The sequence below is a fragment of the Falsiroseomonas sp. HC035 genome (assembly GCF_050563525.1).
Lineage (GTDB): Bacteria > Pseudomonadota > Alphaproteobacteria > Acetobacterales > Acetobacteraceae > Falsiroseomonas.
In genome coordinates, this window is sequence record NZ_JBNXUN010000023.1 from 34,008 (window position 1) to 59,913 (window position 25,906).

Consider the following 25,906-nt stretch of genomic DNA (forward strand, 5'->3'; position numbering starts at 1 on the left):
ACCTAAGCCGGTCGGCTCGCCGCGGCCTGACGGCTACCTCGGCAACGGGCAGCCGCTCGGCCGATAGCGGGACTATCCGTGCGCGCTGGACAGGCTTCTGAGGCCGGTTCCGGTCAGGAGCAATCGGCGCCAATCGCACCCGATCTCCAGTATCGACATTTGGTGACGGACCGGCGCCGTCAGATCGTGCGCCACGGCGGTCTGGCAGTGGCGGAGGCAGAAAACTTCCCCGCCTCCGCCTGGCCTATAATCAGGCCTTCTTAGCGCGCGCGCGGCGCACCAGGCCGAGGCCCAGCAGCCCCGCGCCAAACAGCGCCAAGCTTGCCGGCTCCGGCACCGCGGTGACGGTGGCGGAGAAGGTCACGGTCTGCGGGATGCCGCCCTGCGTCGAGAAGGACAGGTTGCCCTGGGTCGGGTCATAGCCGGTGAGCGTCGCCGTGCCGGTGCCGAGGATGTTGATCGCGCCGGGACTGCCGCCAACCATCACTGCATTGGCGCCCGGATCCAGCGTGAAGGTGCCGGTGATGCCGGCATTGCTGATGGAGAAGATCTGGCCCGAGGACACGGTCGGTGAGTAGGTGATGCTGCTGAGAGTCACGCAGCCGAAGCAGGTGCCGAGGCCGGCAAAGTCGCCTGTGCTGACGAGGAGGCTACCGGCGGCGGGAAAGGTGATCTGCGTCAGCGAGACGTTGTTGGCGCCCGCGATGGAGAGGGTGCTGCCGGCCGCGATGGGGCCTGCCAGGGCCGGGGAGGCGGCGAGTGCGACGGCTGCCACTGCGCCGAGTAGTGCCTTCTTCATTTTGTTCATCCGATCCAGGGCCGCCGCGGAATTGGGCGGTGCCATCTCCTGTTAGCAAGGCTTATGCCATACACTTAAGTGTCTGAAAATAAGATAAGATATTGTCTTGTCGTTTCGTTTACCGGACGCGGTGTAAGGTTATCCGACCGACTTTGGCAATGACTCGCCGCCGTGGCTAGGCATGACCAGCCAGTGGGCAGGCCAAGGCTGCCGAGCGCTCATGGGCTGGGTCCGGCACCCAGACCTACGTCAGCTCTCCCGCCCGGTGCAGCCTGGCAAGATTTAATGCATCGCGCCGATCGACCTTGATCCGGTCACCCGGCTTGCGCGGAATCAGCGACGGCGCGACCACGACGCAGTCGTGCCCGGCCGCGCTCAACTGCCGCTGGATCCCGTAGCCGCACTGTCCGGCGTCGTAGCAGAAATGGAGCGCTGTCCCCGACTTCGCCAGCTTGCCCGCCAACGCGCCCAGCGCGGTCGGCGTGTTGGCGATCATGCCGTATTCGCGGACCTCGCCCCGCTTGTCTGCCGCGGCCACCGCCACCGCAATCGTCTCCTTTTGCACATCAAGGCCGACGTAGGTGATAAGCTTCTCCATGACCCGTCTCCTATGCATGAGGCTCGGTGCGGGACTTGTTGTTGCCCCCGAATTCCCGGACAGGATCAGGCTGTTAACGGGGCACGGATGAACTGGCGCGGGGAGCGGTATCCAAGCGCGCTGTGAGGGTGGATTTCGTTATAGCCCGACTGTTGACGTGGTTCGGGGCCCCACCCTATCTTGAGAACGTAACAGGAACTGTGGCGGGATGACGCTGGCGGCCTTTCAGAAGCGGTTCGGAGGTGAGGAGGCGTGTCGCGCTCATCTCGAAGCCCTTCGCTGGCCGCATGGTCCCGTCTGCCCCGCCTGTGGCCTTGTTCGTCGTGCCGGACGCCTTCGACGGAACCCGGCTTTCCTGCAATGCCGTGACTGCGACCACCAGTTCTCGGTCACGAGCGGCACCGCACTTCATGGCACCAAGGTGCCGCTCTCCAAGTGGTTCACGCCCATCTACCTGATCGCATCGTCCAGCAAGGGCATTGCCGCACTGCGGCTGGCCGACCTTATCGGGGTCAGCACCAAGACCGCGTGGTTCATGGGTCATCGCATCCGGGCGATGATGGCGGGACGCGACCGCCTACTCACCGGCATCGTGGAGGCGGACGAAGCCTATCTCGGGGGACGCAAGAAGCCGGAGGAGCCGCACGACCCGGCTGCATCGAAGCGGGGTCATGGAAGGGGCCGCGCCACGATGTTCGTCGCCGTGGAGCGGGGCGGCGAGGCACGCGCCGGGCTGATCGCCAGCCACACCAAGGAGGCCATCGGGGGTGCGCTACGAGCCTCGGTGGACCCCGGCGCGCGGCTGATCTCTGACGGGCTTCCGGCTTACCGGGAACCGGGGCGCGGCTTCGCCGGCCACGACACGGTGGACCACGGGCGACGGCGCTTCGCGGAGGGCGACGCCCATGTGAACACCGCAGAAGCCTTCTTCGGCCTGTTCCGCCGCGCCGTGAACGGCGTCTGGCACCACATCAGCCGCAAGCACGCCAACCGCTATCTCCATGAGATGGAGTGGCGCTGGAATCGCAGGAAGGTGGTCGCCGCCGAGCGGGTGGACGCCATCCTGTCGGCGTTCGCGCTGCCGTTGGGCTGGTCCGCGCTGACTGAGCGGGCGGCATGACGGAGGTCGTGCAGGCCGCCACGTTCTGCGCCTATCTCAAGGCGCAGCAGGAGCATGAGCTTCGTGGGTGGGTCGGCTCGTGCCGATGGGTCTGGAACCGGTGCGTCGAGTTCGACGGCGCGCACAGGGAATGCACGGGGAAGAGTATTCCCTACGCTGATCTGACGAAGTGGCTGCCGATCTGGAAAGAGAGCCACCCGTGGCTGGCCGAGGTGCCCGCCATCGCCTTGGTGGACGTGATCCGGCAATACTGCCAAGCGCGTTCGCGCGCCTTCGCGGACCTCAAGTGGGGTCTGCCGAAGGGGAGCCGCGCTGGCTTCCCGAAGTGGCGGAAGCGCAAGGCGGGCGAGGGCTCGGTCTATCTCGCGTCGGCGGCGTTGCCCGACTTGACCCGCACCCATGAGAAGCACGCGCGTGGCCGGGCGGAGGTCATGCGGCTCGGCGTCATTCGCATCCGGGGCGGACGTTGGCCCGAGGGACACCTGCTGGCCGCCCGGCTGCGCCTCGATGGCGAGCGGCACGTGTTCTCTGTTCAGTTCCGGGCGCCGCCGCCGAAGGCGCGCGTGCCCGTCCCCGGGCCGACTGTCGATGTGCTCGGGCTTGATGGTGGCCTGTCGGCGCTGGTGGTGGAGAGCACGGGCGATAGCGACGAGGCGCCACGGCATCTGCGCCAGGCCGAGAAGAAGCTGCGACGCCTGCAACGGCGGTGGAGCCGTGCGGAGCACGCGAGGAAGAAGGAGGAGCGTGAGGTCAGCCGCCGCCATGCCCGGCGGCAGCAGCGGCTTGCCCGCCAACACCGTCAGGTGCGGGACAGGCGGGCCGACCACCATCACCACCTTTCGTCGGCGCTGACAGCCAAGGCAGCCGTGATCGGGGTGGAGGACCTGTCGGTGAAGGGCATGGCCCGCAACCCGCATCTCGCGAAATCGGTCGCGGATGCGGGCTTGAGCGAGTTGTATCGGCAGGTCGGCTACAAGGCCGAGTGGCGCGGCCGACGACTGCACGAAGTGGGCCGGTTCGAGCGCAGCACGGGGTGCTGCCCGGACTGCGGCCTCGTGGGTCCGCGTCTCGGCCTCAAGGTGCGGGTCTGGACCTGCTACGGGTGCGGTCGGGTGCATGACCGGGACCACGCTGCCGCTCGTTGGATCGAGCGGCTGACACGAGAATGGGTAGCCCAAGGCATGGGCGAACCGGCTGCCGGGGTAGCCCGGCAGCCTACGCGCGGGGAGACGGGAGTTCAGCGGCGTGGGCTTGGTCTGCGTCGTGGTGCCCGTCGTGGAGCCGCGAACGGAGATACGAGTTCGGAGCAGCCCCTTGTGGCTGCCTGAACCACGTCAACGATGCCGTCGTTATAGCGGGTGAACCAGGCCGGGAGTGACTGCAGGTCGGTCTGGGCATCCGGGCAGGGCCCGGTCTCCTCCCTCTGCGCGATCGGTCCGCCGCGCCTGTTCTTGCATACGCATGCAAGCTTATTGGCAGGTCGCCGCTGCTGGCAGGCCCGTCATTGCGTCGCCTCCTCCCGCACCGGCCGCCAGACCAGCTGCCCGCCGATGCTGACGCAGCATTCGGGCGGAATGCGCGCCGATTCACGCACCACAAGCTCGCCCGGCACCACCTGGTGCCGCGTCGGCGTCTCCGGGTCCTCGATCATCTCGCAGACCATCGCGACGGCGGCATCCACCATCGGCTGCAAGGGCTGGGAGAAGGAGGTCAGGGAGAAGGTCGGCCAGCGCGCCGGGCCAGTATCGTCGAAGCCGACCAACGACAGGTCGCGCGGGATGCGCAGGCCGAATTCGTGCCGCGCCACCTCGGACACCGCAGTTGCCATGTGATCGTTACCGCAGAAGATCGCATCCGGCCGGTCCGGCCGCGCCAGCAGCCGCCGTGCGGCGGCGGCGGCGGCCTCGAAGCGGTACAGGCCGACTTCGCGCAGCGGCGGCGGCAGTCCCTGTTCGGCAAGCCAGCCGCTGAAGCCACGCTCCCGGTCCCGGCTGGTCGAAGAATTCTCGATGCCCGCCAGGAATGCCAGCCGCCGGTGCCCGCCGGCGACTAGGAACTCCGCGATCATCCGCCCGCCGCGCAGGTTCTCGCCGGTGACGGAGGAAACAATCGCGGCCCGGCTGGTGCGGTTGAACAGCAGCACCGGGATGCCGGCCAGGCGGCACTGTTCCGCCAGCGCGGAGGACAGGGTGGTGGAGGCCAGGATCAGGCCATCGACGCGCCAGGCCAGCACGTCCTGCAATTGCGGATCGGCATGGCGTCCGGCATCCGGCGTGAACAGCAGCAGCTGGTAGCCACGCGCCTGCAGGCCGCGCGACAGCGCCTCCAGCACCTCGGGGTAGAAGTGGTTCTGCAGATAGGCCGCGGCGACGCCGATGATGCGGCTGCGGCGCGTGGCCAGCGACCGCGCGATGGCGTTGGGACGGTAGCCGAGTTCGCGCGCCGCATCCTCCACCCGGGCGCGGGTTTCCTCCGCGATGGAGGCGCCGGGCGTGAAGGCGCGGCTGACGGCGGATTGCGAAACACCGGCCAGGCGCGCCACATCGGTCGCCGTCGCGTGCCGCCGCGCAGTCATTCCGCGGTCCAGCCTCCATCGACCAGCAGGGATGAGCCTGTCATCAGCGTCGCGGCGTCGGAGCAGAGGAAGAGGATGGCGCCCATCAAATCCTCGACCTGTCCCAGCCGGCCGAGCTTGATCTTCTCCAGCACGTTGGCCTTGAAGCCCGCATCGGCCAGGAAGGGCTGGGTCATCGGCGTCTCGATGAAGGTGGGGCACAGGGTGTTCACGCGGATGCCGTGCGGCGCCAGATCGATCGCCATGGCCCGCGTGATGCCCTCGATCGCCCATTTGGAGGCGCAGTAGACGCTGCGCCGCGCCCCACCCACATGCCCCATCTGGGAGGAGACATGCACGATGGCGCCCGAAATGCCGGTCGCCATCATGCCGCGTGCGACGGCCTGCGCCACGAAGAAGGCGGCGCGGACATTCAGCGCCATCACCGCGTCGAAATCCTCCGGCGTCACGTCCGGGAAGGCGGCGGGGCGGTTGGTGCCGGCATTGTTCACCAGCGCGTGGAATGGCCCCGCGGCGGTGATCTTCGCGCCCGCATCGGCGATGTCGGCTACGTCGAGCGGCAGCGCCTCCGCCGACCCACCCTCCGCGCGGATCGCGGCGGCGGCTTCCTCGATCTCGGCGGCGGAGCGTGCGGCCAGCACCACATGCGCGCCCGCCGCCGCAAGCGCCGCCGCGGCGCCGAGCCCGATGCCGCGCCCCGCGCCCGTCACCAGGGCGCGTCGGCCATCGAGCCGGAAGGATGGCGTCCTCGGCAGGTCCATCTCAGTCCGCCGCCTGGCCGTAGGGCACGTTGCGCCCGCCATAGCGCCGCAGCCGGACATTGGCCTGCTCCGCATGGCCCACGAAACCCTCGAGCATGCAGAGCCGCGAGCAATAGGCGCCGACCATCGCGCTCGCCTCGTCCGTCAGCACGCGCTGGTAGGTGACGGTCTTCAGGAACTTCCCGACCCAGAGCCCGCCGGTGTAGCGCGCGGCCCCCAGCGTCGGCAGCGTGTGGTTGGTGCCGATCACCTTGTCGCCGTAGCTGACATTGGTGCGCGGGCCGAGGAACAGCGCGCCGTAATTGGTCATGTTCTTCAGGAAGAAGTCGTCGTCGTCGGTCATCACCTGCACATGCTCGGAGGCGATGCGGTCAGCCTCGCGCAGCATCTCCGCCTTGTCCTCGCAGAGGATCACCTCGCCATAGTCGGCCCAGGCCTTCGCCGCGATATCGGCGGTCGGCAGGATGGCGAGCAGGCGTTCCACCTGCGCCATCGTGTCGCGCGCCAGCTTCTCGCTGGTGGTCAGCAGGATGGCCGGGCTGGTCGGGCCGTGTTCCGCCTGGCCCAGCAGGTCGGTCGCACAGATCTCGCCGTCCACCGTGTCGTCGGCAATCACCAGCGTCTCGGTCGGGCCGGCGAACAGGTCGATGCCGACGCGGCCGAACAACTGGCGCTTGGCCTCCGCGACATAGGCATTGCCGGGCCCGACCAGCATGTCCACCGGCGCGATGCTCTCGGTGCCCAGCGCCATGGCGCCCACCGCCTGCACGCCGCCGAGCACGCGGATCTCGTCGGCGCCGGCCAGGTGCTGGGCGGCGACGATGGCGGGCGCCGGGCGGCCCTGGTAGGGCGGCGCGCAGGTCGCGATGCGCTGCACGCCTGCGACCTTGGCGGTGACCACGGACATGTGCGCCGAGGCCAGCAGCGGATACTTGCCGCCCGGCACGTAGCAGCCGACCGAGTTCACCGGGATGTTCTTGTGGCCCAGCACGACGCCCGGCAGCGTCTCGACCTCGATATCTGTCATCGAGGCGCGCTGGTGCTGGGCGAAGTTGCGCACCTGTTGCTGCGCGAAGCGGATGTCATCCAGGGCGCGGGCCGGCAGTTCGGCCAGGCAGGCGCGGATCTCGGCATCGGTCAGGCGGAAGTCGGTCCGATCCCAGCCGTCGAAGCGGGCCGACATCTCGCGCACCGCCACGTCGCCACGCTGCGCGATATCGGCGAGCAGCGTCTCCACCGTCGCGCGCACCGCGGTCTGGGCGGATTCCTTCTCCGCCGCGCCGATCGATCGCTTAAGCCAAACCGCCATGGCCCGCACCCATTCCTGTCCCTGAGCGCTCTATTTTGCATGCGCATGCAAGGTCAACTCAAGCCCGTCCGTAACGCGGTAGGTCAGTCCGCCGCCATCCCGAGTTCCCGCATCCGCTTCCACAGCGTGGTGCGGGAGATGCCGAGCCGGCGCGCCGCCTCCGCCCGGTTGGCTCCGGCCTGGCGCAGAGCTTCGGCGATCGCGTCCCGGGTCGCGCCACCGATCGCGGCGCCGAGCCGGGAAGGCCCTGCCCCACCCCCGCCTTCCTCCAGCCGGCGTTCCGGGAACAGGTCGACAGGCCCGATCTCCTCCCCATCCGCCAGCGCCACCGCCCGCTCGATCCGGTTGCGCAACTCACGGACATTGCCCGGCCAGTCGTGGTCGGCGAGGCACGCCAGGGCGGCCGGGGCGAAGCGGCGCGGGCCGAGGCCGAAGCGCGCCACGGCCTCGGCCAACAGGCGCTCCGCCAGCCAGGGCAGGTCCTCCGTCCGGCGGCGCAGTGGCGGTACCTCCACCGGGATGACGTGCAGGCGGTAGTACAGATCCTCCCGGAAGCTGCCCGCGCGCACCCGGGCCGCCAAATCGGCATGGGTCGCGCAGACCAGCCCTGCCGCGAAGGGCCGCTCTGCCGCGGCGCCGAGCGGCAGGTAGCTGCGCTCCTGCACCAGCCGCAGCAGCTTGGCCTGCAGGTCGAGAGACAGTTCGGCGATCTCGTCCAGCAGCAGCGTGCCCGCCCCTGCCCGCTCCACCACGCCGACCTGACGGCCGGTAGCGCCAGTGAAGGCGCCGCGCTCATGGCCGAACAGCGTGCTCTCGGCGAGGTCGCGCGGGATGGCGGCGCAGTTCAGCGCGACGAAGGGGGCATCGGCCCGCGCCGAGGCCGCGTGCAGGAAGCGCGCCGCAACCTCCTTGCCCACGCCGGTCTCGCCGGTCAGGACAACCGGCGCATCCACCCGCGCGGCCTTGCGGATCAGGGCTTCGACCTCCCGCATCGCGCGGGAGACCCCAAGCACGGGTCCGGCGGCCTCGACCTTCGGCGCGGCCGGAACCTCTGCCAATGCGGCCGTCAGCGCATCCACCAGGCGGTCGACGTCGACCGGCTTGGTCAGGTAGTCCCGCGCGCCGGAGCGCACCAGCCGCACCGCCTGCGCCACATCCCCGAACGCCGTCATGAACACGGCCGGAAGCGCGCCGAGTTCCGCCACCAGGCGCTGGTACACCGCCTCGCCGGACATGTCCGGCAGGCGGATGTCGCTGACCACCGCATCGGGGCGCAGCGCCGTCGCCTCCCGCAATGCCGCGGCCCCGGTGGCGGCCAGGCGGGGGCGGAAGCCTTCGAGACGCAGGCGCTGCACCAGCGCCGGACCCAGGACGGGGTCATCCTCCACCACCAGCACCACCTTCGGCCCACTCATCCGCGGCCCCCGCCTTCACCAGGAATGGCCAGCGGGATCACCAGCCGGATCGCGGTGCCACCGGTCGGTCGCTCCGTCACCGAGGCGTGGGCATCCAGGTTGCCCAGCAGCGAGACCACCACACCGATCCCAAGCCGGCGCGAGCCAGGCTCCGATGCCGCCGCGCCGGTCAGCCGCATCGCCTCGGCCGGAGCCAGTCCGTCGCCCTCGTCGGTGATCTCGCAGACCAGGTCGCCACCCACGATCCTCGCCTGCAACCCGACGACGCCCTGCGGCGGCGTCGCGGCGCAGGCATTCAGCAGCAGGTTCAGAAGCACCTGCCGAACCCCACCGGAGCCCAGCCCGATGGGCCCCTCCGGCAGGTCCAGATCGAACGCCACCGTCACGCCGCGCCGCTCCGCCGCCGGACGCACCAGGTGGCGCAGATCCTCGAAATCCGCGCGGGTCAGCGGCCGGTCATTGCCGGGCCGGTAGGCATCGAGGGTGCCGGTGACGATCCGCTCCAGCGCCGCGATCCCGCGCTCGAGGAAGCCGAGCGATTCCTCGCGCACCTCCGCCCGGTCACCGAAGCGCCGCAGGGTGGAGACGGCGGTGGCGAGGCCACCCAGCGGGTTTCGCACCTCATGCGCCACGGTGGCGGCGAGCTCGCCGAGGGCCGCCACCTGCTCCCGCTCGGCCAGGACCGCGGACAGCCTCTCCCGCTCCCGCACCCCGTCGGCCATGCGGTTATAGGCGCGCAGCACGTGCCGCGTCCGCGGGTCGGATCCGGCGACCAGCGGCTCGGGCAGCCGGGCGGGCGGGCGCTGCGCGCCCTCCGCCAGTTCCTGCACCAGGGCGCGCAGCGGGCGACCGATGCGGCGCAGCACCAGCCCGGTCAGTACCGCGAAGGCGGCAGCCAGCAGCAGGTCCACGGCGACCACCGTCCAGGCCAGCCGCTCCCGCGCCGCCAGTACCGGGGCGATGTCGAGCGCGGCGACGAGGCGCCCGACCGGGCTGGAAACCTCCTGCACGCCGCGGCTTGCCCAGGCGATGCCGGTCTCGACGTCGATCCGCCAGGTGGTGCCCGCCACGATCTCGGCGGCGGGCTCCGGCAAACTCGGGTCGCCGTGCCGGGCCAGCAGCCGGCCATCGGCGGCGTAGGCGAACAGCGCGCGCTCGACGACCCCGTACTGCTCGCCGAAGGCCCGCGCGAAACGGGCCGAGATGTAGGCCGCATCACCCGCCTGCAGCCCCGGCCGGACGCTGGCCACGAGTCCGTCGAGATAGACCTGGCCGACCTGCTGGAGTTGCCGGTCCGCTTGGCGGTTGGTGACCTGCAGGGCGACCTGGGTGGTGCCCACGGCCACCGCGAAGACGATCAGCCCGGCCGCCGCCGGCAGCCGCAACGCGGGCAACAGGACCGGGCGCGGAAGCTGCCGGGGCCGGGCACTGGCTGGGGCAGGCGTCATGGCCCGGTCGGCTCCACCCATCCTCCCATCCCATCCCCACCCGCACCCCTGGGGCCCCTGCGTCAGGGCAGCAGGACCAGCGGCACGGTCTCCGCGGCGGTCTCGAAGGCGCAGCCGCGGATGCTGTCGAAGAATCCTCCGTAGCGTGTCGAAAGGCAGGACACCACCGCCGCATCGAAGCAGGCCAGCCGCGCGCGCAGTTCGTCCACCTCGAAATCAAGCCCGACCGGCGCCATCACCGCCACGCGGCGCCCATGCGCCCGCAGCAACTCGGCCTGGGCCCCGACCATCTCCCGCACCCCGCGCCGGTCGTCGCCGACCGGCAGGATGGACACCGGCGCCGAGGACCATAGCCCGGTTCGCAGCAGCCCCGCCGCCAGCGCCCCGCAGCCGGGGGAGGAGCCGACCACGAGCAGCACGCCGCGGATCGTGCCCTGGCGACGCCGTACCCGCAGCACCGGTACGATGCGCGCGGCGGCGAGCGAGGCCGCCGTCTCGTGCCCCGGGTGGCTCTCCACCTCATGCGGCCCGGCCCCCGCCGGCACGATCACCAGGTCCTGCCCGGCGAGCAGCCGGACGAGATCCTGCGAGGAGGCTTCCTCATGCCGCGCAAGGGTCTCGACCCGCGGATGGGCGGCGGCGACCGACTGAAACTCGGCCAGGGCCGTCGCCGCGGCTTCCCGCATGCGGGCGCGGCTTTTCGAGGCGAGCCAGCTGGACCAGTAGGTGCCGCCGAGCGGCAGCGGCCCCCGCCAGGCCCGCGGCTCCAGCCCGGCACCCGACAGGCCGAGCACCGCGGCGTCGTGCGAGCGCGCCAGGTCCACCGCCTGCGCCGCCGCCTCGCGCTGCGCCGGGCCGCCGACCAGGCAGACCAGGATGCGGCGCAGCGGCACCGCCACGTCGTCGTTCCGCGCACCGGTATCCGGTTCGCGGATGGCCGCTTCGGCCTGGCGCGGGAACGCCTGGAGGGTGCTCATGGGCGGCTCTCCTTGAAACGGGGCGCGCGATGTCGACGGGAAGGCCGCGACGCGCGCCGGGTTGATGTCCTGGATGCGACGCTCGAGCACGCCTGCAAGCGCGTCGGCCTGGCTCGCGGCGCCGAGCGGCGCGCCGGCGACATAGGCGGCGCGGCCGAGCGCGTGGGAGGCGAGAGGTGCCGTCAAGACCAGGAAGGCGACCGCCACGACGGTGGTCGCCACCGCGCCCGGTGTCCCGAAGGCGAGGCCGGCGCCGAGCAGCAGCAGCCCGGCCCCCGCAACCCCCGCCTTGGCGGCCGCATGCATGCGGCTGAAGGGATCGGGCAGCCGCGCCACGCCAAGCGCGGCCAGCGCCACGACGGCGGCGCCCGCCACGAGCAGGAGCGCGGCGAGGATCTCGATGAGGGTGTTCATTCGGCGGGCCTCACGACGGGCTTCCTGCCGTTGCGCTCCAGCAGCCGCGCGAAGGCGACCGCGGCGAGGAAGCCGACGAGCGCGATGCCAAGCGCGATATCGAGGAAGGCCGACTGGCCGGCGACCACGGCGGTGAGCGCAGCGAGGCAGACGCCGAGCAGGCCGAGCATGTCGGTGGCGATGGCACGGTCTGCCGAGGAAGGCCCAGCCAACAGCCGCCAGGCGACGGGAATGACGCCGAGCGCCACGATGACCAGCGCCAGCGCGGCGGCCCAGGGAATCAGCCCGATGCTCATGGCAGCACCGCACGCACGCGGGTTTCCAGGATGGCCTTCATGTCGGCGACCGCCGCCTCCCGGTCCGGCGCGTCCAGCACATGCACGAACAGCGTGCGGCCATCGGCCGAGACGTCCAGGCTGGTCGTCCCCGGCGTCAGCGTCACGATGTTGGCGAACAGCGCCGTGCCGGCGGCCGAGCGGACATCGAGCGGCACGGCCAGGATCGCAGGACGCAACCGCTCCGTCGGCCCCAGCACGGCGCGCACGACTGCGCCGGTGGATTTCGCCAGTTCGGTGAGGAAGGTGAGCCAGACCCGCAGCCAGGCGAGCGCGAGCTTCATGGGACGGCCTCCGTGAGCTGGATGGGGTTGGTGCCGAGCACCGCGGCGATGTAGCCCTCGCGGTCAAGCAGGCTCTCCGCCGCCGCGATTGAGAAGGCGGCGAAAGGCTCGGTCCACAGGCCGATCACCAGCGTGACGCCGCAGAGCAGGACGATGGGCGCGAAGGTCGCGAGCCGCTGGGCCGGGGTCCACGCGGCCGGCGGCGCCTCCGACTCCGGTGCGGCTTTCCAGAACGCCTCGTTCCAGATCTTCACCATGGAGTACAGCGTGAGCAGACCGACGCCGAGGGCGACGAAGGCCAGCACATAGGCCTCCGCCTCCAGCCCCGAGCGGATGACGACGAGCTTGCCCCAGAAACCGGACAGCGGCGGAATGCCGGCCAGCGACAGCGCCGGGATCAGGAAGGCGAGGCCGAGCAGCGGCCGCGTGACCCATAGCCCGCCAAGCCGCGCGAGCGCGAAGGACCCGCCCACCTGCCGCATCGCGCCGGCCACCAGGAACAGGTTCGCCTTCACCACGATGTGGTGGATGACGTAGAGCACGCTGCCCGCGATCGCGAGCGGTGTCATCAGCGCGACGCCGACCAGCATGTAGCCGATCTGGCTGATGATGTGGAAACTCAGGATCCGGCGCACGTCGTAATGCGCGGCTGCCCCCAGCACGCCCACCACCATCGTCGCCATCGCGATGACGCCGATGATCGGCCCGAACAGCGCCTGGTCATGTGCGAAGACCAGCGTGAAGATGCGGATGATGGCGTAGACGCCCACCTTGGTGAGCAGCGCCGCGAAGATCGCCGCCACCGGCATCGACGCCGTGTGGTAGGAGGCCGGCAGCCAGTTGAACAGCGGGAAGACCGCGGCCTTGGCGCCGAAGGACACCAGCAGCAGCACGCCCACCGCCGCCAGCGCCCCCTGGTTCTCGACCTGCGGCGCGACGCGCGCGAGATCCGCCAGGTTCAGCGTGCCGGTCAGGCCGTAGACCAGGCCCACGGCGAGCAGGAAGAAGGTGGTGCCGACCAGGTTCAGCATCACGTAGCGGATGCCGCCATCGATCTGCTCCCGCGTGCGGTCGAGCACCAGCAGGCCGAAGGAGGCGATCAGCATCACCTCGAACCAGACATACAGGTTGAACAGGTCGCCGGTGGTGAAGGCGCCGGCAACCCCCATCAGCAGCGCATGGAACAGCGGCTGGAAGCCCGCGCGGTCACGCTCCTGCGCGCCGGGGCCCATGGCATAGACGGCGACCACCAGTCCCATGAGCCCGGTGATCGCCAGCATCGCGGCGGCCAGGTGGTCCACCACTAGGCTGATGCCGAAGGGTGCCGGCCAGTTGCCCATCTGGCCGACCATCATGCCGCCGGAGATCACCTCCGCCAGTAGCGCCAGGGTGGCGGCGACCAGCCCGATGGCGGCAGCCAGCCCGAACAGCCGCTGCGCCGTGGGGCGCGACCACAGCAGGGCCGTAGCCGCGGTGGCCACGAGCGGGATCAGGATCGGCGCGACGAGGAGAATTTGGCGCATCACGCCGCCCTACCGTTCAGATGCTGCTTTGGCAGTGCCTGACGCCGTGGTCCTGTCATGCCAGGATCACGGCGCGGCGGCGGTGCCGGGATGGTTCTCATGCTGGCCGCCCAGGATGGCTCGGGAGGTAGATCCCCCGGCACCGCCACTCCGCCTCGACCGCTGATTAGGCTCTGCGATCCATCGCTTTGTAGGGCGACGACGGCGCGGGTGGGGTGCCGAACCTTCAATCGCCGGAGGGCACCATGGAGAGGATCAGTGTCGGGATAGACATCGCAAAGGACATCCACTGGGTCACCGCCATCGACGCCAACGGCGCCGTGCGGATCGACCGCAAGCTCCCCAACACGCCGCCCGAGATCGCGGGCTTGGCAGAACAACTCGCAGCCCTCGGCGGAGCTGTGCAGATCGGCATCGACGTCATCGGCGGTATCGCCGGCCTCGCCGAAGTCATGCTGGCCGAAGCAGGCTTCACCCTCGTTCATGTGCCGGGCCTGGCCGTCAACCGTGCCCGCCAGAGCACCGTCGGCGGCGAAAACAAGTTCGACCCGCGCGATGCTCGCACCATCGCCGAGCAGGTCCGCACCCGATCCGATCTTCGCAGGGTCGAACCGTTCACTGAGATAGACATCGAGATCAAGCTGCTGGCCGGCCGACGACGCGACCTGGTGCACGCCCAGACCCAGCGACTGGCCCGCATGCATGACCTGCTGGTCGGCATCTTCCCCGGCCTCGAAGCCCGCCTCGACCTCACCACCAAAGGGCCGCTGCATCTGCTGACCAAGTTCGTCACACCCGCCGAGCTGCGCGATGCCGGCCGTAAGCGCCTGGTGCGCCACTTGCAGGCCGCCGGCGGCCTGCCCAACGTCGAGGCCCTCGCCGACCGCGCGCTCGCCGCCGCCGCCGAACAGGCCATCGCCGTGCCAGCCGAGCGCATGACCGCGCGCATGATTCGCGAACTCGCCGCCGAGGCCCTGGCCTGCCGCTCCCGCCTCATCGAACTCGATCGCGAATTGGAGGCGCTGCTCGAACGCCACCCTGATGCGACCCTCATCCGCAGCCTGCCCGGCATGGGGGTCGTACTCTGCGCTGAACTCATCGCCGAGGCAGGCAACCTCTCCCGCTTCCGCTCGGCCAATGCGCTCGCCTCCGCCGCAGGCATGGCGCCCGTGCTGCGGCAATCCGGCCGAACCCGCTTCCTGCGACGACCCAATGGCGGCAACAAGAGCCTCAAGCGCGTCTTCTACCAGTCGGCCTTCTGCTCGCTCAGCCACGCCGATAGTCGCGCCTTCTACGATCGCAAGCGACGCGAGGAGAAACGCCACCACACCGCCGTCATCGCCCTCGCACGCCGCCGCGTGAACGTGCTCTGGGCCGTCGTCCAAAGCCGCACGCCGTTCCAGACCGGATTCAAAACAGCCAGTTGACTGAGCCATTAGGCTGCCTCCCGCCGCTCGGGGAGAGGCTGCTGCGCCGGTGCCGGTGCCACCGGCTGGTCCGGCGCCTCCGCCGCATCCATGTCCTCGGTGCTCACGCTGCCGAACTCGGCATGGGCGCGCATCACCAGCACCAGCGCGAAGGCGGCAAGCCCGAAGCCGATGACAATGGCGGTCAGCACCAGGGCCTGCGGCAGCGGGTTCGCCGCGCCGGCCACAAGCGCCGTCGCACCGTACTCCACCAGCGGCGGCACCATCGTGCGGATCCGGCCGGCGGCGAAGATCGAGAGATTGGCCGCCGTGCCGAGCAGCACGAAGCCGAGCAGTGCCCGCGGCAGGTCGCGCGCCAGCAGCAGGTAGGCCGCCGCGGCGACCAGCACGCCGACGGTCAGGGCCAGGAACGCTCCCACGGCCTCAATCCTCCGCCACGAGGGCGAAGACCATCGCGGTGATCGTGCCGATCACCACGAGGTAGACGCCGACATCGAAGACGAAGGCGGTGTTCAGCGGCAGCTTCACGGGCAGGTCCGGGAACCACCAGCGATGCGTCAGGTAGCCGGCGGAGGGATCGAGCCAGGCCAGCAGCCCGCTGCCCGCCGCCAGCAGCAGGCCCACGCCGCACCAGGACGCCGGCGGCAGGCGCATGGCGCCCAGCGCCGCCGCCTGTCCGCGCGAGATCGCGTAGAAGACGAGCCCGGCCGCGGCGACCAGGCCGCCGACGAAGCCGCCGCCCGGCGCGTTGTGCCCGCGCACCAGCAGGTACAGCGACACCAGCAGCGGCACCCACAGCAGCAGCGGCGCGGAGGCGCGAAGGATGAGGGAGGCGGGCATCGTCAGTTTCCACTCCGGAGCGGGCGGGCCGCGCCGCGCAGCAGCGCGATGACGGCGAAGGCGGCGATGGCGAGCACCGCGATCTCGCCCAGCGTGTCGAGCGCGCGGAAATCCACGAGGATGACGTTCACCACGTTCTGCCCATGGCCGCCCGGGATGCTGTTCTCGCCGAACCACAGGCCAAGTCGCGGATCGAAGGGCGAGGCAAGAACGGCCAGCAGCAGCAGCGCGACGGAGCTGCCCGCCGCCGCCGCCACCACGGCATCGCCGGCCCGCTGGCGGGGCCTGCGGATATCGCGGCCGTGGATCGGCAGCCGGATCAGCACCGTCGCCAGCATGACGACCAGCAGCACCTCGACCGTGAACTGCGTCAGCGCGACGTCGGGCGCGCCAAAGGTCAGGAAGACCACTGCGGCCCCGAAGCCCACCAGCCCCAATGCCATCACCGCGGCAAGTGTGGTCGTGGCGAGCGCCGTCGCCACCGCGCCGGCGGCGATCAGGCCGAAGGCGAGCACGCGCGAGTCGATGGCCGCATCCGCCGGCCAGGCGAGGCCGCCGCGCGCCAGCAACATCACCACCGGGCCGAGCGCCGCGACCAGCAGCAGCATCCGCATGTAGCCGCGCAGGCTGCCGTGCTGCACCGCCGCCGTGACCGCCTCGGCGAAGCCGACGGTGCCGGCCAGGGTGCGCTCATAGCCGCGGCCCGGCCCCATGTGGTCCAGCACCTTCGTCGCCCGCAGATGCGGCATGAAGCGTGGCCACAGCAGCAGCAGGATGACGCCCAGCAGGACGGTGGCGACGCTCAGCGCCAGGATCGGCGTGAAGCCGTGCCACAGCTTCAACTGCGTCGCGGGCGGATGGCCGAGGATCGCCGCCGCCGCGCCATCCAGCAGCCAGTCGCCGAGGAAGGACGGTGCCGTGCCGGCGGCGAGGCCGAGGGTCGCTAGCAGGATCGGCCCGGCGAGCATCGCGACCGGCGGATCATGCGGCGCCTTCGGCGTCGGCCGCACCGTGCCGAAGAAGATGCGCCAGGACAGCAGGCCGGCGATCGCCACGCCTGCTGCATTCACCAGGAAGCCGACGACGACGACCGGGCCCGCCCCGCCATCGGTCGCGATCTTCGCCTCATAGACGATCTCCTTCGCCACGAAGCCGACGAAGGGCGGCAGCCCGGCCATGGACAGCGCGGCAAGCACGGCCGCGGCGGCCGTCCAGGGCATGGTGGCGCGCAGACCGCCGAGGGCGGAGGCGTCCCGCGTGCCCGTCTCGTGGTCCAGGATGCCGGCGACCAGGAACAGCGCGGCCTTGTACAGGGCATGGACCAGCAGGAAGGTCACGGCCGCGGTGGCGGAGAGTTCGGGCGCGACGCCGATCAGCATCGTCAGCGTGCCCAGCGCGGTGACGGTGGTGTAGGCGAGCACGCGCTTCAGGTCGGTCTCGCGAAAGGCGAGGATCGCGCCGGCCAGCGCCGTCACCAAGCCTGTCACCGTCAGCAGGTTCTGCCACAGCACCTCCGTGCCGTAGACCGGGTTGAACCGCGCGAGCAGGTAGATGCCGAGCTTCACCATGGTCGCGGAGTGCAGGTAGGCGCTGACCGGTGTCGGCGCGGCCATGGCGTTCGGCAGCCAGAAGTGGAACGGGAACTGCGCCGATTTGGTGAAGGCGCCGAGCACCAGCAGCAGCATCGCCGGCACCGCCAGCGGATGCGCCAGCACCGCCTCGCGCGCCACAATGATGCCGGAGATGCTGGTGGTGCCGGCGGCGATGCCGACCAGGACCAGGCCCGCCAGCAAGGCCAGGCCGCCGCCGCCGGTGATCAGCAGCGCCTGCATCGCGGCCTTTCGGGCCCCCGGCTTCTCATGGTCGTAGGCGACCAGGAAGAAGGAAGCGAGGCTGGTCAGTTCCCAGAAGATGAACAGGGTGATGACGTCGTCGGCGGTGACCGACCCCAGCATCGCCACCATGAAGATGAGCAGCAGGACCACGAGCCGCGTCAACCGGGCATCGCCTTCCAGGTAACGGCCGGCGTAGAGAAGAACGAGCGCACCGATGCCCGTGATCAGCAGCGCGAAAAGCGCCGCGAGACCATCCAACCGCAACCCGCCCGCGATGCCGAGCGACGGCACCGCCCAGAAGTTGGCCGACACCGGATCTCCGCCGGCGATGCCCAGATAGAGGGCGAAGCAAAGGGCCGCCGCCGCAGCCCCGACCGGTGCAGCGAAGGCGGGGCGCAGGCATGCCACGACCGCCGCGGCGACGATGCCGAGGATGAGTGGAAGCTGCAGGATGAAATCGATCGAGGCCATGACAGGCCGCTGTTGGCAAGCTCTGTGCCAGTCGGCGATGTTCGTAGAATCAATGTCCTGGGTCAGCTGCCCGGGAACTGGCGTCAATGCCGTTGAACGTCGCTAAACGTCCACGTTCAGGATGATGAACACCGGTTCTTGCAGCTGCGGCGGATGCCGCCGTCCGGCATGGTGGCGCGACGCTCGCCCGGGGCGAATCTGCCACGGCAATTTTCGTGTTGACTCGGTACACAATTTCAAAAATAGTAAGACGTTACAAAAATAACATTCTTGATCAACCATACGTTAGCAACCGTGCCACCGAGGATCTCGCCGATGAGGTTGATCGCGCTTGCCATGGCCGGGCTGATCTTCGCGCCGCATGAGCCTGCCATCGCACAATCCGACGCCGCGACCCGTGCCCTGATTCAGCAGCTGAGCCGGCTTCCGAGCGCCGAACGAGGCATTCGCCTGCCCGCCCCGGCTCCCGCTTCGGTCGCGGCGCCCGGTTCGGCTTCGGCTTCGGCTTCGGATGCCGTGACAAGCCCGGTCGCTGCTGAAGCACGTCGCCGCCCCGTTCCGGTCGTGGCGGATGCGCGTCGCAGCACGACGGCGCCGGTGGACGTTCCCGCCGTCAGCATCACCGTGACTTTCCCGTCAGGATCGGCAGACCTGACACCAGGCGCGGAGGCCGTCCTCCTGCCGCTTGGGCGGGCGCTCAACTCGCCGGATCTCAGCGCGGATCGCTTCAGGATCGAAGGCCATACCGACCGGATTGGCTCAAGGGACATGAATCAGGCGTTGTCGGAGCGACGCGCCGAGGCCGTGCGGGATTTCCTGGTGCGGCGATATCAGGTCGATGCAGCGCGCATCGAGGTGGTCGGACGGGGGGAGGACGATCCCTTGATCCCCACCGCGGATGAGGTGGCTGCGGCAGCCAATCGCCGGGTGCAGGTCCTGAACCTGGGGCGGTAGTTCAGTGTTTTCGCGCCGGCTAGCCCCGACGCGCATGATGGGACGGGTCCTGGCAGCCGACAACCATCAAAGTTTCGACCGATAATTTTTCATGAGTATCGGTTTTCTTTAGTTACCACATCGAAACTTTCTGTTACATTCTGGCTGCAGGCCGCTTGTCCCTGCGGAAAATCAGCCAGAAGGCCCGAGTTCATGCGGTCAACGCACGGCATTGTCATCCTGCTGCTGCTCGGCTCCCAGCAGGCCGCGGCACAGGCCGTGCCGCCCCTCACGCCCGATCGACTGCAACAACTGGCTCCGACCCAGGCGCCGCGTTTGGCCCCGGCCTTGCAGGCGCCAATCCCGGACCCGATCCGCGGCCCGAACGAGCAACTGCGGATCCGAGTCTCCGGCGTCCAGCCGAGCGGCAACACGGTGCTCCCGGATGCCGAGGTGACGGCCGCCTTCCTGCCCCTGGTCGGGCAGGAGGTGACACTGGAGGCGATCGAACGCGCCCGGGTCGACACGATCGCCGCCTATGGCCGCAGGGGCTACCCTTTTGTCTCGGCCGTGGCCGGGCTTCGTCCGGTGGAGGGCGGCAACGAGATCCTCCTGGCCATGGTCGAAGGCCGGGTCGCTTCGGTGAAGCTGGACAACGACATCGGTCCTGCCGGCACCCAGGTCCTGCGCTTCCTCGAAAACCTTCTCGGCAGCGGCCCGCTGACCACGGGGCAGCTTGAGCGGGCCCTGCTGCTGGCGGGCGACGTTCCAGGTGTTAGCGTGCGCAGCGTGGTCCGCCCGCTGGCCGATGGCGGGCCGGGAGAGTTGGAACTGGTGGCCCAGGTCACGCGCCGGGCGTTCAGCGGCTACGTCTACGTCGACAACCGTGGCTACAACCTGACCGGCCCGTTGCAGGGCATCCTTTCGGTTGGCGCCAACTCCTTCACCTCGACCGGCGAGCGGATCGAGGCGACCATCTTCCAGACGCAGGATTGGGAACAGAGCTTCGGGCAGCTCTCGGGCGAGACCTTCATCGGCGCCTCCGGCCTGCGGATGCGGCTTTATGCCGGCGCCGGCGTCAGCCGCCCGGGCTCGTTCCTGGCGCAGATCGGCTACCAGGGGAACACCGAGGTAGCCGGCATCTCCGCCCAATACCCGATCATCCGCAGCCGTCCGCTCAACCTGTCCGCCAGCGCGGCTTTCGATTACCTGAACAGCGAGATCGAGGCCGGGGGCGGACGGCAGAGCCTCGATGAGGTGCGCGCGCTGCGCTTCGGCCTCGATGGCAGTGCCCGCGATACGCTCGTTCCCTTCACGCCGGGCCCCGCCATCAACACCGCCAATGTCCGGCTGCATCGCGGTGTCGCCTGGCTCGGCGCCACCGGCAATGGCGAGGTGCCTGGCCCCGGCCGCGTCGAGAGCGACTTCGGGTTCCAGAAATGGACCGGCGAGGCCAGCCGCACGCAGCCCCTGCTCGCGCCCACCGACGGCCTGGTGATCAGCGTCGCCGGCCTCGTCGCGGGCCAGCACAGCAGCGACGTGCTGCCGTTGGCGGAGAAGTTCCTGTTCGGCGGCAACCGCCTTGGCCGCGGCTTCTATGCCGGGCAGGTCACCGGCGACAGCGCGCTGGGCGCTTCGCTCGAGCTTCTGTTCGATGTGCGTCCCGCCCCCTTCCTGATTCCGGGCCTGCAGTCGGAACCGGTCGAGGTACAGCCGACCGCGCAGTTCTACCTGTTCCGGGATTTCGGGCGGACCTGGGAAAACCTGCGGACCGATGCCGGCAGGACCGTCGAATCCTGGGGCGGCGGCGTGCGGATGTTCCTGACCGAGACGGTGCAGCTGGATGTCGAAGGCGTGCGCCGCATGACCCGCCGAGTCGATGCAGCCGGGGGCAGCGTCCGTCCCTTAGATGAGACGGCCGGCTACTTCCGCCTCCTGACCCGGTTCTGAGGCCCGCCATGCCGATCCGCCGCCTGACCCAACGCCAGGACATGAGGCCCACCAACATGGCGCAATCGCCCGCTACGATCCTGCCGATGTCGCCGAGGCGGCGCCTGCTGCTGGCAACCACGGCACTGCTGCCGGTGGCGATGCTGCATGTCATGCCGGCCGCGGCGCAGGCGCCAAACGCGGCGCCGACCGGAGGCCAGGTCGTGGCCGGCAACGCGGCGATCCAGCAATCCGCCGGCGCCACCCGCATCGACCAAACCAGCAGCCGCGCCGCGATCGACTGGCGCAGCTTCGACGTCGGCCGCAACCATGCGGTTCAGTTCCACCAGCCCTCGGCGGCTGCCTGGACGCTGAACCGGGTGAACAGCCCCGACCCCTCGCTCATCGCGGGACGCATCACCGCCAATGGCGGCGTCGCCATCGTGAACCAGTCCGGCATGGTCTTCGCGCCTGGCTCGCAGGTGAATGTCGGCAGCCTGATCGCCAGTGCGGCCAACATCACCAACCAGAACTTCATGTCGGGCCGCATGGTGTTCGATGGTGCGCCGCGACCCGGCGCGCGTATCGAGAACCACGGTCAGATCACCGTCGCGGATCGCGGCCTCGCCTCCCTCGTCGCACCGGGCGTCTCGAACAGCGGCGTGATCCAGGCGCGGCTCGGCCGCGTGGCCCTGGCGGGGGCGGAGACCTATGCGCTCGACCTGGCGGGGGATGGGATGGTGTCCATCGACGTGACGCAGTCCGTGCGCCAGGCGCCGGACGGCGCGGTGGCCCTGGTGACGAACAGCGGCACGATCGAGGCCGCCGGCGGCTCCATCCTGCTGAGCGCCGATGCGGCACGCGGCGTCATCGACACGATGGTGCGCAACACCGGCCGCATCAGCGCGGACGCTGCCACCGGCGACCGGGCCGGGCAGGTGTCAATCCGCGGCCAGGGCGGCGACGTGCGCATCGACGGGGGTATCGTCAGCGCGACCGGCACCGGGCCCGGCACAGGTGGTGGCACGGTTGCCGTGACCAGCCCGCGCGGCGCCGTTGCGGTGGCCGCCGGCGCACGGATCGATGCCTCCGGCGCCGCGCGTGGTGGCCAGGTTCAACTGGGCGGCGCGAGCACGCGCACCGTTGCGATGGCCGGCCAAGCCAGCGCCCGCGGCACCGGAACTGGCAGCGGCAGCCGCGCGCGCGGCGGTCGGGTCGCAGCGCAGGCGCAGGACCAGGTGGCAATTGCCGGCAGCCTCGATGCCTCCGGCACTAGCGGCGGCGGGACTGTGCTGGCGGGCACCACGGGGGTCGGACGCGACCAGGTGATGGCGGCGGAAGTCCGGATCCACGCGGGAGCGGAACTGCGCGCGGATGCGACCGACGGCGGGAATGGCGGCACCATCGCGGTGAACAGCACCACACGGACGGAGGTTCGCGGGCTGCTTTCGGCCCGCGGCGGCTTAGCCTTGGGCGACGGCGGTTTCATCGAGGTTTCGGGCCAGCATAGCCTGACGCTCGCGGGGGATGTGCGGTTGGATGCGCCAGCCGGAGCGGGTGGCACGCTGCTGATCGATCCGGACACCATCAATATTGTGGGCGCCGGTGATGCTGATGGAACGATTGGCGGCGGCATGATTGCCTTTGCTGACGACCCAAACCTCAACGGCGTCATCAACATCAGCGCGGCGGAGCTGAATACCTTCGCAGCCGGCGTGAACATTCTCCTGCAGGCGGAGAACACCATCAGCGTCAATTTCCTCGTCAACCGGGCTACGTCGGGCAACATCACGCTGGAGACGCGGGACACAGGGTCCATTGCGGTCAACCAGGGCTTCCGCGTGCAGGATGGGTCGATTGGCTTCATCACCGGGAGCCTGACGATTGATGCTCCTGTTACCGCCAGCTCCGGCATCACCATGACCGCAACGGCCATCAGCCAGACCGGGGTGATCACTACGCCGATCCTGACGGCCAATGCCACCGGCAGCATCGCGCTGAACAGCGCCAATGCCGTCGGCAGCTTCAACGGTGTGGCGGGCGGCGCGCTCGGCCTCACCTCGACCGACGCGCTGACGGTGACCGGCGCCAGCGGCACCGCCGTGGCTCTGAATGCGGCCTCGCTCGACCTCACTGGGGCGGTCGCCGGCACCACCAGCGTCGGCCTCACCGCCACCAGCGGCGGCATCAGCCAGTCCGCCGCCCTCACCACCCCATCCCTCACCGCCTCCGCCGCCACCGGCAGCATCGCGCTGAACAGTGCCAATGCCGTCGGCAGCTTCAACGGCACCGCGGGGACCACGCTCGGCTTCACCTCGACCGATGCACTGACGGTGACCGGCGCCAGCGGCACCACTGTGACGCTGAATGCGGCCTCGCTCGACCTGACCGGCGCGGTCGCCGGCACCACCAGCGTCGGCCTCACCGCCACCACCGGCGGCATCAGTCAGTCTGCCGCCCTCACCACCCCCTCCCTCACCGCCAGCGCCGCCACGAACATGGCGCTGGGTGGCTCGAATGCCGTTGGCAGCTTCGGCGGCACCGCGGGGACCACGCTCGGCCTCACCTCGACCGATGCACTGACGGTGACCGGCACCAGCGGCACCGCCGTGGCGCTGAATGCGGCCTCGCTCGACCTGACCGGGGCAGTCGCCGGCACCACCAGCGTCAGCCTCACCGCCACCACCGGTGGCATCAGCCAATCCGCCGCCCTCACCACCCCCACCCTGACCGCCTCCGCTGTCACCGGCAGCATCGCACTGAACAGCGCAAATGCCGTCGGCAGCTTCAGCGGCACCGCCGGCACCACGCTCGGCTTCACCTCGACCGACGCGCTGACGGTGACCGGTGCCAGCGGCACCGCCGTGGCTCTGAATGCGGCCTCGCTCGACCTGACCGGCGCGGTCGCCGGCACCACCAGCGTCGGCCTCACCGCCACGAGCGGCGGCATCAGCCAATCCGCCGCCATCACCACCCCATCCCTCACCGCCAGCGCCGTCTCCGGCAGCATCGCGCTGAACAGCGCCAATGCCGTCGGCAGCTTCGGCGGCACTGCCGGCACCACGCTCGGCTTTGTCTCCACCGACGGACTGACCGTGACCGGCGCCAGCGGCACCGCCGTGGCGCTGAATGCGGCCTCGCTCGACCTGACCGGCGCGGTCGCCGGCACCACCAGCGTCAGCCTCACCGCCACCACCGGCGGCATCAGCCAATCGGCCGCCATCACCACCCCCTCCCTCACCGCCTCCGCCGCCACCGGCAGCATCGCGCTGAACAGCGCCAATGCCGTCGGCACCTTCAACGGTGTGGCGGGCGACGCGCTCGGCCTCACCTCTACTGACGCGCTGACGGTGACCGGCGCCAGCGGCACCGCCGTGGCGCTGAATGGGGCCTCGCTCGACCTGGCCGGCGCAGTGGCCGGCACAATCAGCGTCGGCCTCACCGCCACCACCGGTGGCATCAGCCAATCCGCCGCCCTCACCACCCCCTCCCTCACCGCCAGTGCCACATCCGGCAGCATCGCACTGAACAGCGCCAATGCCGTCGGCAGCTTCAACGGCACCGCGGGGACCACGCTCGGCTTCACCTCGACCGACGCGCTGACGGTGACCGGCGCCAGCGGCACCGCCGTAACGCTGAATGCGGCCTCGCTCGACCTGACCGGTGCGGTCGCCGGCACCACCAGCGTCGGCCTCACCGCCACCAGCGGCGGCATCAGCCAATCCGCCGCCATCACCACCCCATCCCTCACCGCCAGCGCCGTCTCCGGCAGCATCGCGCTGAACAGCGCCAACGCCGTCGGCAGCTTCGGCGGCACCGCGGGGACCTCGCTCGACTTCACCTCCACCGACGCGCTGCCGGTGACCGGCGCCAGCGGCACCGCCGTGACGCTGAATGCGGCCTCGCTCGACCTGACGGGCCTCGTAGTCGGCACCACCAGCGTCGGCCTCACCGCCACCTCGGGTGGCATCAGCCAGTCCTCCTCCATCATCGCGCCCTCCCTCACCGCATCCGCCGCCACGAACATGGCGCTGGGTGGCCCAAATGCCGTGAGCAGCTTCAACGGCACCGCCGGCACCACGCTCGGCTTCGCCTCGACCGACGCGCTGACGGTAACCGGCGCCAGCGGCACCACAGTGGCGCTTCAAGCGCCTCAACTTGATATCCAGGGCACGGTAGAGAGCACTGGGGTCGGTCCGTCTGTCGCGCTGATCACCAACGGACTTTCGACGGGGGCTGGCGCTGTCCTTCGTGCCGGCGCGGCCATGACGCCAGCGACATTGACGATCGCAACTCTGGATTCGGGACGAGCTATTCAGCTTGCTGGCGCAGCAAGTCCGCCTGACACGCTGAACATCGATATGCCGACGATCGGCCGCATGACCGCAAGTCGCTTGCGCGTCGGCGGAGCCTTCAGCGGCGTCGACTTGACCACGTATGCTGACGGCAGCTCTGCCATCACTCTGCCCGAGGCCATCGACCTGCGGGCACGCTCGATTACGACGCTAGAACTGCGTGGGGCCAGTGTGGAGCAGACCGCCAGTGGCCTTAGCGTTGCCGGACTCGTCGGCCGCGTCAGTGGCGACTTCAGCGTTGATGTCGGGCTCTCGAACCGCATCGATCGACTTGCGGTGCAGGCAGGCGACGGTGCGGCGGTCGCAGTGATGACGGATGCTGCTAGCTTGACGTTGATGAACGATGGCGTCTCGACGACCAATGGCGTCCGAGCCAACAGCGGTCGCCTTTCCAGCGTGGCGCTGACCGCCGAGGCGATCGATGTGGGTGCGATCGCCAATTCCGAAATCATGATCCTGACAGCGCGCAGCGGTGACCTGACGCAGACGGCGGCGCTTTCCGCCAATACTTTGACCGCCACCGCATCTGGCGGCAGCATTGCGCTGAACAGCGCCAAC

Annotated in this window: 18 protein-coding genes and 3 pseudogenes; 6 read left to right on the forward strand and 15 right to left on the reverse strand. The window is 70.0% G+C overall.

Annotation, left to right across the window (positions count from 1 at the left end; genetic code table 11):
* Window positions 1-5: 5 nt before the first annotated feature.
* The 3 pseudogenes from ACLF3G_RS26550 to ACLF3G_RS26560 all read right to left on the reverse strand — a co-directional run.
* A pseudogene (locus ACLF3G_RS26550) lies at window positions 6-208 on the reverse strand (hypothetical protein); the annotation flags it as partial.
* Window positions 209-250: 42 nt separating this feature from the next.
* Window positions 251-346, reverse strand: a pseudogene (locus ACLF3G_RS26555) (PEP-CTERM sorting domain-containing protein); the annotation flags it as partial.
* 700 nt (window positions 347-1,046) lie between these two features.
* Window positions 1,047-1,397: pseudogene (locus ACLF3G_RS26560) on the reverse strand (IS110 family transposase); the annotation flags it as partial.
* A gap of 208 nt (window positions 1,398-1,605) precedes the next feature.
* Between ACLF3G_RS26560 and ACLF3G_RS26565 the strand changes: the two are divergent.
* Complete coding sequence (locus ACLF3G_RS26565; protein ID WP_430672398.1) at window positions 1,606-2,517, forward strand: IS1595 family transposase; 912 nt, start codon at window positions 1,606-1,608, stop codon at window positions 2,515-2,517.
* A complete protein-coding gene (locus ACLF3G_RS26570; RefSeq protein ID WP_430672399.1) occupies window positions 2,514-3,845 on the forward strand; it encodes an RNA-guided endonuclease InsQ/TnpB family protein in 1,332 nt (443 codons plus the stop codon). Before ACLF3G_RS26565 ends, ACLF3G_RS26570 begins: the two co-directional genes overlap by 4 nt.
* 173 nt (window positions 3,846-4,018) lie before the next feature.
* On the opposite strand, the gene ACLF3G_RS26575 is transcribed toward ACLF3G_RS26570, so the two are convergent.
* The 9 genes from ACLF3G_RS26575 to ACLF3G_RS26615 all read right to left on the reverse strand — a co-directional run bounded on the left by ACLF3G_RS26575 (window position 4,019) and on the right by ACLF3G_RS26615 (window position 13,558).
* A complete protein-coding gene (locus ACLF3G_RS26575) occupies window positions 4,019-5,092 on the reverse strand; it encodes a LacI family DNA-binding transcriptional regulator (protein ID WP_430672400.1) in 1,074 nt (357 codons plus the stop codon).
* A complete protein-coding gene (locus tag ACLF3G_RS26580) occupies window positions 5,089-5,853 on the reverse strand; it encodes an SDR family NAD(P)-dependent oxidoreductase (RefSeq protein ID WP_430672401.1) in 765 nt (254 codons plus the stop codon). The genes ACLF3G_RS26575 and ACLF3G_RS26580 overlap by 4 nt, the downstream gene beginning before the upstream one ends.
* Window position 5,854: 1 nt before the next feature.
* On the reverse strand, window positions 5,855-7,162 hold the full coding sequence (gene hisD / locus ACLF3G_RS26585) for a histidinol dehydrogenase (protein WP_430672402.1): 1,308 nt from the start codon (window positions 7,160-7,162) through the stop codon (window positions 5,855-5,857).
* Window positions 7,163-7,245: 83 nt separating this feature from the next.
* Window positions 7,246-8,577, reverse strand: a complete 1,332-nt coding sequence (locus tag ACLF3G_RS26590) for a sigma-54-dependent transcriptional regulator (protein ID WP_430672403.1) — start codon at window positions 8,575-8,577, stop codon at window positions 7,246-7,248.
* A complete protein-coding gene (locus ACLF3G_RS26595; RefSeq protein WP_430672404.1) occupies window positions 8,574-10,025 on the reverse strand; it encodes a sensor histidine kinase in 1,452 nt (483 codons plus the stop codon). The genes ACLF3G_RS26590 and ACLF3G_RS26595 overlap by 4 nt, the downstream gene beginning before the upstream one ends.
* A gap of 62 nt (window positions 10,026-10,087) precedes the next feature.
* Window positions 10,088-11,416 (reverse strand): monovalent cation/H(+) antiporter subunit G, encoded by a 1,329-nt coding sequence (locus ACLF3G_RS26600; RefSeq protein WP_430672405.1) that lies wholly within the window; start codon window positions 11,414-11,416, stop codon window positions 10,088-10,090.
* Window positions 11,413-11,712 carry a monovalent cation/H+ antiporter complex subunit F gene (locus ACLF3G_RS26605; protein ID WP_430672406.1) on the reverse strand — a complete coding sequence of 100 codons (300 nt, stop codon included), beginning with the start codon at window positions 11,710-11,712 and terminating at the stop codon, window positions 11,413-11,415. Before ACLF3G_RS26605 ends, ACLF3G_RS26600 begins: the two co-directional genes overlap by 4 nt.
* Window positions 11,709-12,035 (reverse strand): Na+/H+ antiporter subunit E, encoded by a 327-nt coding sequence (locus ACLF3G_RS26610; protein WP_430672407.1) that lies wholly within the window; start codon window positions 12,033-12,035, stop codon window positions 11,709-11,711. Before ACLF3G_RS26610 ends, ACLF3G_RS26605 begins: the two co-directional genes overlap by 4 nt.
* Complete coding sequence (locus ACLF3G_RS26615) at window positions 12,032-13,558, reverse strand: proton-conducting transporter membrane subunit (RefSeq protein ID WP_430672408.1); 1,527 nt, start codon at window positions 13,556-13,558, stop codon at window positions 12,032-12,034. Before ACLF3G_RS26615 ends, ACLF3G_RS26610 begins: the two co-directional genes overlap by 4 nt.
* 245 nt (window positions 13,559-13,803) lie before the next feature.
* Here ACLF3G_RS26615 and ACLF3G_RS26620 point away from each other — a divergent pair, with 245 nt between their 5' ends.
* Complete coding sequence (locus ACLF3G_RS26620) at window positions 13,804-14,985, forward strand: IS110 family transposase (RefSeq protein WP_430672409.1); 1,182 nt, start codon at window positions 13,804-13,806, stop codon at window positions 14,983-14,985.
* An 8-nt stretch (window positions 14,986-14,993) separates the two neighbouring features.
* Here the strand turns inward: ACLF3G_RS26620 and ACLF3G_RS26625 are convergent, their stop codons facing one another.
* Genes ACLF3G_RS26625 through mbhE form a run of 3 tightly spaced genes read right to left on the reverse strand, consistent with a single transcriptional unit; the run spans window position 14,994 to window position 18,131 of the window.
* A complete protein-coding gene (locus ACLF3G_RS26625; protein WP_430672410.1) occupies window positions 14,994-15,404 on the reverse strand; it encodes an NADH-quinone oxidoreductase subunit K in 411 nt (136 codons plus the stop codon).
* A 4-nt stretch (window positions 15,405-15,408) separates the two neighbouring features.
* A complete protein-coding gene (locus ACLF3G_RS26630; protein WP_430672411.1) occupies window positions 15,409-15,825 on the reverse strand; it encodes an MnhB domain-containing protein in 417 nt (138 codons plus the stop codon).
* Window positions 15,826-15,827: 2 nt separating this feature from the next.
* The gene (gene mbhE, locus ACLF3G_RS26635) at window positions 15,828-18,131 is read right to left on the reverse strand and encodes a hydrogen gas-evolving membrane-bound hydrogenase subunit E (protein WP_430672412.1); all 2,304 of its coding nucleotides are present in this window, start codon (window positions 18,129-18,131) and stop codon (window positions 15,828-15,830) included.
* A gap of 315 nt (window positions 18,132-18,446) precedes the next feature.
* Here mbhE and ACLF3G_RS26640 point away from each other — a divergent pair, with 315 nt between their 5' ends.
* The 3 genes from ACLF3G_RS26640 to ACLF3G_RS26650 form a co-directional block, all read left to right on the forward strand.
* A complete protein-coding gene (locus tag ACLF3G_RS26640) occupies window positions 18,447-19,085 on the forward strand; it encodes an OmpA family protein (RefSeq protein ID WP_430672413.1) in 639 nt (212 codons plus the stop codon).
* Between the two features lie 192 nt (window positions 19,086-19,277).
* Window positions 19,278-21,014, forward strand: a complete 1,737-nt coding sequence (locus ACLF3G_RS26645) for a ShlB/FhaC/HecB family hemolysin secretion/activation protein (RefSeq protein WP_430672414.1) — start codon at window positions 19,278-19,280, stop codon at window positions 21,012-21,014.
* A gap of 41 nt (window positions 21,015-21,055) precedes the next feature.
* A partial coding sequence (locus tag ACLF3G_RS26650) for a beta strand repeat-containing protein (protein ID WP_430672415.1) occupies window positions 21,056-25,906 on the forward strand: 4,851 nt, incomplete at its 3' end.

What these genes read in the sequence shown, in the direction of transcription:
- ACLF3G_RS26565 (WP_430672398.1), top strand. Translation starts at nt 1,606, where the DNA reads ATGACGCTGGCGGCCTTTCAGAAGCGGTTCGGAGGTGAGGAGGCGTGT.
- ACLF3G_RS26570 (WP_430672399.1), top strand. Translation starts at nt 2,514, where the DNA reads ATGACGGAGGTCGTGCAGGCCGCCACGTTCTGCGCCTATCTCAAGGCG.
- ACLF3G_RS26575 (WP_430672400.1), bottom strand. Translation starts at nt 5,092, where the DNA reads ATGACTGCGCGGCGGCACGCGACGGCGACCGATGTGGCGCGCCTGGCC.
- ACLF3G_RS26580 (WP_430672401.1), bottom strand. Translation starts at nt 5,853, where the DNA reads ATGGACCTGCCGAGGACGCCATCCTTCCGGCTCGATGGCCGACGCGCC.
- hisD (WP_430672402.1), bottom strand. Translation starts at nt 7,162, where the DNA reads ATGGCGGTTTGGCTTAAGCGATCGATCGGCGCGGCGGAGAAGGAATCC.
- ACLF3G_RS26590 (WP_430672403.1), bottom strand. Translation starts at nt 8,577, where the DNA reads ATGAGTGGGCCGAAGGTGGTGCTGGTGGTGGAGGATGACCCCGTCCTG.
- ACLF3G_RS26595 (WP_430672404.1), bottom strand. Translation starts at nt 10,025, where the DNA reads ATGACGCCTGCCCCAGCCAGTGCCCGGCCCCGGCAGCTTCCGCGCCCG.
- ACLF3G_RS26600 (WP_430672405.1), bottom strand. Translation starts at nt 11,416, where the DNA reads ATGAACACCCTCATCGAGATCCTCGCCGCGCTCCTGCTCGTGGCGGGC.
- ACLF3G_RS26605 (WP_430672406.1), bottom strand. Translation starts at nt 11,712, where the DNA reads ATGAGCATCGGGCTGATTCCCTGGGCCGCCGCGCTGGCGCTGGTCATC.
- ACLF3G_RS26610 (WP_430672407.1), bottom strand. Translation starts at nt 12,035, where the DNA reads ATGAAGCTCGCGCTCGCCTGGCTGCGGGTCTGGCTCACCTTCCTCACC.
- ACLF3G_RS26615 (WP_430672408.1), bottom strand. Translation starts at nt 13,558, where the DNA reads ATGCGCCAAATTCTCCTCGTCGCGCCGATCCTGATCCCGCTCGTGGCC.
- ACLF3G_RS26620 (WP_430672409.1), top strand. Translation starts at nt 13,804, where the DNA reads ATGGAGAGGATCAGTGTCGGGATAGACATCGCAAAGGACATCCACTGG.
- ACLF3G_RS26630 (WP_430672411.1), bottom strand. Translation starts at nt 15,825, where the DNA reads ATGCCCGCCTCCCTCATCCTTCGCGCCTCCGCGCCGCTGCTGCTGTGG.
- mbhE (WP_430672412.1), bottom strand. Translation starts at nt 18,131, where the DNA reads ATGGCCTCGATCGATTTCATCCTGCAGCTTCCACTCATCCTCGGCATC.
- ACLF3G_RS26640 (WP_430672413.1), top strand. Translation starts at nt 18,447, where the DNA reads ATGAGGTTGATCGCGCTTGCCATGGCCGGGCTGATCTTCGCGCCGCAT.
- ACLF3G_RS26645 (WP_430672414.1), top strand. Translation starts at nt 19,278, where the DNA reads ATGCGGTCAACGCACGGCATTGTCATCCTGCTGCTGCTCGGCTCCCAG.